The 4,999-nt window shown below is 54.7% G+C and carries 6 protein-coding genes; all 6 read left to right on the plus strand.

Annotated elements, in window-relative coordinates; all coding sequences use genetic code 11:
- Window positions 1–329, plus strand: a 329-nt coding sequence (locus tag ACMUOV_RS08810) for a hypothetical protein (RefSeq protein ID WP_413854788.1), incomplete at its 5' end; no start/stop codon positions are given.
- Between the two features lie 61 nt (window positions 330–390).
- Window positions 391–822: a hypothetical protein gene (locus ACMUOV_RS08815; protein WP_413854789.1), complete on the plus strand. Its 432-nt coding sequence runs from the start codon at window positions 391–393 to the stop codon at window positions 820–822.
- A gap of 125 nt (window positions 823–947) precedes the next feature.
- A complete protein-coding gene (locus ACMUOV_RS08820; protein ID WP_413854790.1) occupies window positions 948–1,748 on the plus strand; it encodes a hypothetical protein in 801 nt (266 codons plus the stop codon).
- A gap of 16 nt (window positions 1,749–1,764) precedes the next feature.
- Entirely contained in the window at window positions 1,765–2,313 is a 549-nt protein-coding gene (locus ACMUOV_RS08825) for a hypothetical protein (protein WP_413854791.1), read from the plus strand.
- A 351-nt stretch (window positions 2,314–2,664) separates the two neighbouring features.
- Window positions 2,665–4,572 (plus strand): hypothetical protein, encoded by a 1,908-nt coding sequence (locus ACMUOV_RS08830; RefSeq protein ID WP_413854792.1) that lies wholly within the window; start codon window positions 2,665–2,667, stop codon window positions 4,570–4,572.
- A 13-nt stretch (window positions 4,573–4,585) separates the two neighbouring features.
- The coding region (locus ACMUOV_RS08835; RefSeq protein WP_413854793.1) for a hypothetical protein at window positions 4,586–4,999 on the plus strand (414 nt) is incomplete at its 3' end.

Raw genomic sequence — 4,999 nt, forward strand, 5'->3', positions numbered from 1 at the left:
CCTACACTACCCAACACCCCATGCACCTTACGTCGATACCCCCGTTCGATTTACGCAATGCGATTAACCTGGAAGACGCCTTCGGTAATAACCTGGGTATCACGGAAGTACCTGAAATCGATGCACCCAAGGCTACAGACATCCGCCACATATTTATGAACTGCGTGAACGTTGAATCGGGTGCGTATGCACAATACCTAAGATTCTCTGGGCAAGCAAAGCCCCCGGCCCAATACGACAAGGCTTTCCTGAACTGCGGGTCAGATACCGAAAGTGGCCGTGCGGAACTGCAACAGATACCCGCAAGCTGGGGTGGAACTGCCGAATAATTGAAATTATAGCCCACGAAGGCCAAATATCAAACTCGGGCATACCCCCTATATGTATCATATGATGGACGAACAAAACCAACAACTTCCTACGGCCAAGAAGGACTTGGACAAGCTCCGCAAGGACATGAACCTGCTGGGGCTCAACATCACGACCAATTCCATGAAGGCAATGGATGCGCTGCTGCACCGGATGGACAGCATCGACGAGGCGGTGGCCAACAAGGTGAACCTCGACGAGGCCTCGCTAAGGGAATTGCTCGACGCGTCCAGGCAGACGAACGAATCCTTGCGCCTACGTTTGGACATATTGCGAATGGTGCGTGGCTACGACACCGACACGTCCGTAGTGCCGCCCGATGACGACGACAAGGCAATCGACAACACAACGCTGTTCAGCGAGGAACAGGCAGAGGCGTTCAAGAACGAAATCCTGAGCAGGTCGCAGGCACCGAAAGAGCCGGACGTACAGGATGCCGAAATCGTGCAATGATTCGGTGAATAATAACGAATACCTATTGACACCATAGGCAAAATTAATTATATTTAAAAGCACACGGGTAAGCAGGGCACACCCAACTCGGTGGCCTGTTTTCTAGGCATAATTTGGAGGATTCCATGAAACTAGACATCATAACCGATGCACAGGAAATTGCGGAACGTCTCCCGGCCATCCGGGAGACGCTAAACCGGGAATACGCCTATTTCGGTCTCGGAAAGTGGAATGGACCCGTATCCAACCGATATCTGATAGCAATAACGACCGAAATCAAAATCGTATCAACCGAGCAAGGGATGGCTGCATGCGCCATCTATGCGGGAAACTTCGGTGGAAACAAGGCCCTCGGAGTAGCTGGCGTGCATACGAACCACGAATACCGCAAGGGCGTGGCCGAAATCATCAAATCCGACATAGCCGGATTCGACAAGTGGTACTGGGTTGAAGCAAGCGGAGCGATAGAGCATTACTTTAAGAAGAACAACGGGTACCCTATCCCTTGCGAGTATTCCAAGAATTTCATCAAGCGACCGATAGAACGGGAATGCCCCGATGGTTTCCATTTTGAACGGAAAATGGGCCCCGACCAGGAAATCGTGCAGAAATGCGTATTCGGTTTCCCGTCCAACGAAGACTACCTACGAGTCACACAGGAATTTGCGGACTACGAAGGATTCAGGAAAAAAATCAATAACGAAAGCAACGGGAACAATACCTTGGATTGGGCAAGGTATGTCGTAGGCAATATCGAAGAGATGTTCCTAGAGTTCGAGGTGAACGAAATGCCCCCGCAATGGTCCGAGGACCTGAAGTCGGCCATACAGATTCTCCAAGAAAACGGGGACGATAAGTTGGCGGCTGCGGGTGAACTGCTGCTGGAATCCATGCCGGAATTGGAACTGATTCACGTACCCGGATAGGAGATATGCTATGCCGATGAGAATAACCGTACATGACATGGAGCTCTACAGCCCTGTGCCTATCAACGAGATGGCCTATAGAAAAGTACAGATGGAGGCCAAACTCATAGCACAGACTCGCAACATTATCGAATGGTGGGGTTTTCTGTACTACATGGCCAACTATGCGGACGTAAACAATCTCACAAACCATGAAAAAGGAAAACTCCGTTCCCTTCTCAAGGAGCTGTACGAGGACAAATTACTAACAGGCAACCCGTCAAAGGTCAAGCGAAATACTCTTTTGCTCCATTGGGGGGAAGGCGACAGGAACATTCCCGGAATAGAAGTCCTGACGGACAAGAATCGTGTCGCAAGCATCATAAGCGACAGATTCTACGTCGAGAACATAGAGGCACCCAAAGAAACCTTGGATGCCGTTTCCAAAGCATTCATGCAAGCCGCACCCACGCTCATAGACCTCATAGCCGACGGGGATGCAGCCCGAATCTATGCCTACGTCGACAAGACGTTCCCGAGCAGCACCGAACCGAAGAGAACTAGGTCGTATAGACGGAAACGGTAAACGGCTGCGTCTCCTGTATACGCCCTGTAGCCCGACACCCGTCTCCGGTGGCCCCCCGCTCGCACCACTGGGCCGTAAAACGGCCAGACCCTAGCAACCCTACCGCCCCAACCCGATACGCCCGTACAGCGCACGGAAACGGCATTTCCAAACACCTCCGTAAACCGCCCGAATCCCCGCCCGCCACGCTACCGCTCCCGTGGCGTTTTTGCTATATTCCTCTACAAGGTCTCTGGGACGGGGGTGCCTGCCGTTGATTTTGGATGCAGGGCGGCAGGCGTCCCCCGCCCCTTTTTCGGCCCCGAACGTTGCACTTCCCCATGAATCATCCCCGCATCCGCCCGTACCGACATGAACTGCATTCAATACGCATCGGAAGCGTTCTCGGACAAGAATGAAGTCAAGAAATACCTGTGGCCCCGTGCGAACAAGGGCAGCACGCCCGTCTACTTCGTCGAGGACCCGCCCCTACAGACACTCGTGGACATGTTGGAGTCCGGACACGCAGTCAAGCGTGGAGGAACCCACACGTCGTTCGCATGGATTGACTACGACAATGCGGACAGCACCGACATACACATCGACACGATACGTGCCGAGCTCCGTGGGTACCCGAACATAGCGGTGGTGGGCTCCGCGAGCGGAAGCCCCTACCGATGCCACATCATACAGCACCTCCCGTACGAAATCCCGTTGGACTGCCTACAGGAGGAATGCACAAGGCTCAAGTCCCTCGTGCAGCGTCACATCCCCGCCATGCGGACGTTCGACGACTGCACCGACCTCCCCGACCAGGCACTTTACGGGACGCCAACGTGCCACAGGGGACGCACGGTCTACCCAGGCTCCATACGCATATCCCGCATCGCACGCAGGGACGAGAACCCGATGGACCTTCTCTGCCCCGACGACTCCGCCCTGTACCTCCCGCTCAACAGTTCGTCCCTCGCACGCATGCGTGGCGTGACGTGGCTGGAGGAGAACGGGTACAGGTTCGACGTGGTGGTGCCCTCCATGGTGCCCCGCTTCAAGAAGATAGACATAGGGCACAGGTACTCGTGGTCGATGAACCTCGCCATGCGCCTGCTCATGCGGTGCTTCCACCTCAACGAGAACTGCAACTACCACGTCTCCAAGTCGGACTACCTACGTATGCTCGTGTACCTCATACTTTCCAACGTGGTGTCGCCATGGGAGTTCCGGGAGGAGGAGATACCCGCCATCTACAACCTGGCGGCACGTTCATGGGACAGGTGGGCGCACGTCCCGTTCCAGCGCAAGGTGTCCGAGTTCTCCAAGTATTTCTCGCAGGCCGAGATGCCCAAGCGACCCTACACGTCCGTTCGCCACGCATACGAACTCGCACAGGCGCTAATCAAGGACTGGACGGATGCGGGGATGGTGCACGGGAAGCTCGTGCGGCTCCCACACAGGAGATACCTCGAGGATATAGCCTCTACCTATGGCACGACCTACGTGACCTTGCAGAAGGCGGCTCGTTCCCTCGGTTACGAAATCATGTGGAAGCAGGTGCCCGTGGAAGACCTCCCGTTCCATCCGGACGGCTACGTGGTCGTGAAGCGCGGAAAAGCCTCCGACACCCTCATCAAGTACCTCAAGCGGCACGGAGTACCATACCGTGCGGTAAAGGCGGCGGAGTACGGGCATGCGCTCGAAACACTGAGTACATGCCGTGAAATAATGCAGGAAAACGGGTTGAATTTCTTTACGAATAATTCGGACAAAAACAATGAAATAATTGATAAAATTCGGACATATTTGTGTAATCCTATTAAATACCCCTCCCCCCTATTAATAGGCTCGCACAAAAATGTCCGAAAACCCATAAAAACAGCTCAAAAACGCCAAAAATCGGGGGTAAACGAAAATGCAGTTTTGTCCGAATTAATTGTGGAAAACCGGACAAAAACGGGAAAAACCGCACGAAAAAAAATCGGACAAAACGTGCGCAAGAATGTCCGGATTTCTGCCGGCAGTCCGGAGGGTGCGGAAGGGGGTACGGAACAGGTCGGTAAGGTCCCGAGGGAACGGATACATACCGTCCCGAGGGGGATGCGTGGGAACAAGAGGATGTTGCGCAGTTGCAGCAGGGAGGCTTCGGACGAGAAACGCATGCGCAGGGTCGGGAAGGCCCTGTCCGAGGGCAGGAAGGTGTCCGAGGCCGACAGGCGGTTCTACAGGCGTCACGGGGGCGAAATAAAGGTCGTACGGGGCCGCAGAAGGAAAGGGACGGCGTGATATGGCAGGGTCGTTGGATAACGTCAGCACGAAGGACCTCTACAGGGCCGCGGCGATGGCCGAGGGGTACGAGTCCGTCCCGGTCGATATCGTGACGTTCATCAACGACCCTAGATACATGGGTGCCATCTACGGGGGCACCATCTACCCCTATTGGATTGAGCGGCTGAAACAGGTCTACCCGAATCCGCTCTACTCGCCCTACCAGGAGGTGCTGATTACGGGGGCCATCGGTATCGGCAAGAGCAGCATTTCCATCCTGGGCATCCTTTACGACCTGTACAGGGTGACGCTCCTGAAGGACCCGCACAAGAAATTCAAGCTCATACCGACCACGCCCATCGTCATCACGCTGATTACGGCCACGATGGACCTTGCGAGCGCGGTCATCGCCGACCAATTGATTGATGCCATCGGGGAATCCCCG

It is taken from the genome of Candidatus Ruminimicrobium bovinum (genome assembly GCF_902760015.1).
In the GTDB taxonomy this organism is placed as follows: domain Bacteria; phylum Elusimicrobiota; class Endomicrobiia; order Endomicrobiales; family Endomicrobiaceae; genus Ruminimicrobium; species Ruminimicrobium bovinum.